Origin of the sequence: Lentzea aerocolonigenes, from assembly GCF_000955955.1 — a bacterium.
Taxonomy (GTDB): Bacteria; Actinomycetota; Actinomycetes; order Mycobacteriales; family Pseudonocardiaceae; genus Lentzea; species Lentzea aerocolonigenes_A.
On the sequence record NZ_JYJG01000208.1, the window covers coordinates 1 to 1,330 of the forward strand.

A 1,330-nucleotide genomic window follows, 5' to 3' on the forward strand; every position below is an offset into this window, starting at 1 on the left:
CACGGCCCCGGCAAAGTCGTTTTGGCTTGTTAGGCCGGGATTCCGAGGAGTTTGAGTGGTCGGGTGGGGTTGCGGGCCATGGCTCGCAACCCCGCTGCGATGTTGGTGTGTCCGTTGAGGCGTAGTGCGCTGATGGCGAGATTGCGCAGGCTGGCCATGGTGCGGGGTGCGGTGCCGGTGCGGACGCGGGATGAGTCTTCGCCGTAGGTGACGTCGCGGACCCAGTGCAGCCGGTTCTCGATGCCCCAGTGGCCGCGCACGTAGTGGTGGATGTTGCGTGGGTGAGCATGCTGAGCCGGGAGGTTGGTGACGCCGAGCGCGGTGTGCGCGGAGCGGATGCCGGTGGAACGGCATGTCGTGTAGCGCTCGATCAAGAACGCGTGCGTGACGTAAGGAAAGTCGACGACTGGGTAGCCGAGGTAGTCGCCCAGTGGTGTGACCTGCACTGTTCGGCGTTCTATGCGGCCGTGCCCGGACTCGCTGAACTCCAGCCGGGGGATCGTGTGCCAGGGCAGGGCATCGAGTTGCGAGTAGACCAGCTGCAGGTTGGTCTTGACGGTGAACAAGTAGAACGCCTTGCGGTAGTGCAGGAACAGGGCGTGGCCGCGGGTGGTGTGCAAGGCGTCCGCGGTGACCACTGTCCCTGCCAGGTCCAGCTGGTTGAGCAGTGGTTCGAAGGCCCCGCGTTCGTGCCCGCTGGATACCTGCAGCTGGGCGGCGACGCTGCCGGTGTCATGACGTAACGCCGCGACCAGATGCACCCCGCTACCGCCTTTGCGGCCGAACGTGCCCGCGACTGACTTACCGTCCACAGCGACCGCGTGCGGAGTATCGGCCGGCTCACCTCCAGGAAGAAGAAGCTGGTCCAGCCAGGCACTGACCAACGCGTCCATTCGATCGCCGTCCACTCGGGACATCACCCGTCGTATGGTCGACTCGTCCGGGGCCACATGTCGTTTCTGACGGCGGTCAAACCAGGTACCGAGGCGTTTCAGGACGCGTTGTGGCGCGTCCGCGGCCCATTCCCCGATCGCGGTGAACGAACGCGCTCCCGCGGCGACCGCCGCCGCGGCTACCAGCAGGATCGAGGCGAGCGAGTGCCGCACACCTCGGCGGGCACGCGGATCCGGCACACGAACGACGAACTCACGCAGGTCAGCGACTCGATCATCGGCAACCAGGGCCAGCCGATCCAGCGCAGCCGGAATCGGGCAAGATGACACGGCGGGCACGGCACTCCCACAAGATCATGCGACTTAGACACTCACATGATCAACGAGCGCCGTGCCCGCCTTGCATTCAGGACAAACGACTTTGCCGGGGCCGTGCC

General features: G+C 65.7%; 1 protein-coding gene. It reads right to left on the reverse strand.

Annotated elements, in window-relative coordinates; genetic code table 11:
* Window positions 1-29 precede the first annotated feature (29 nt).
* Entirely contained in the window at window positions 30-1,232 is a 1,203-nt protein-coding gene (locus UK23_RS25920; protein ID WP_419503902.1) for an ISAs1 family transposase, read from the reverse strand.
* Window positions 1,233-1,330 lie beyond the last annotated feature (98 nt).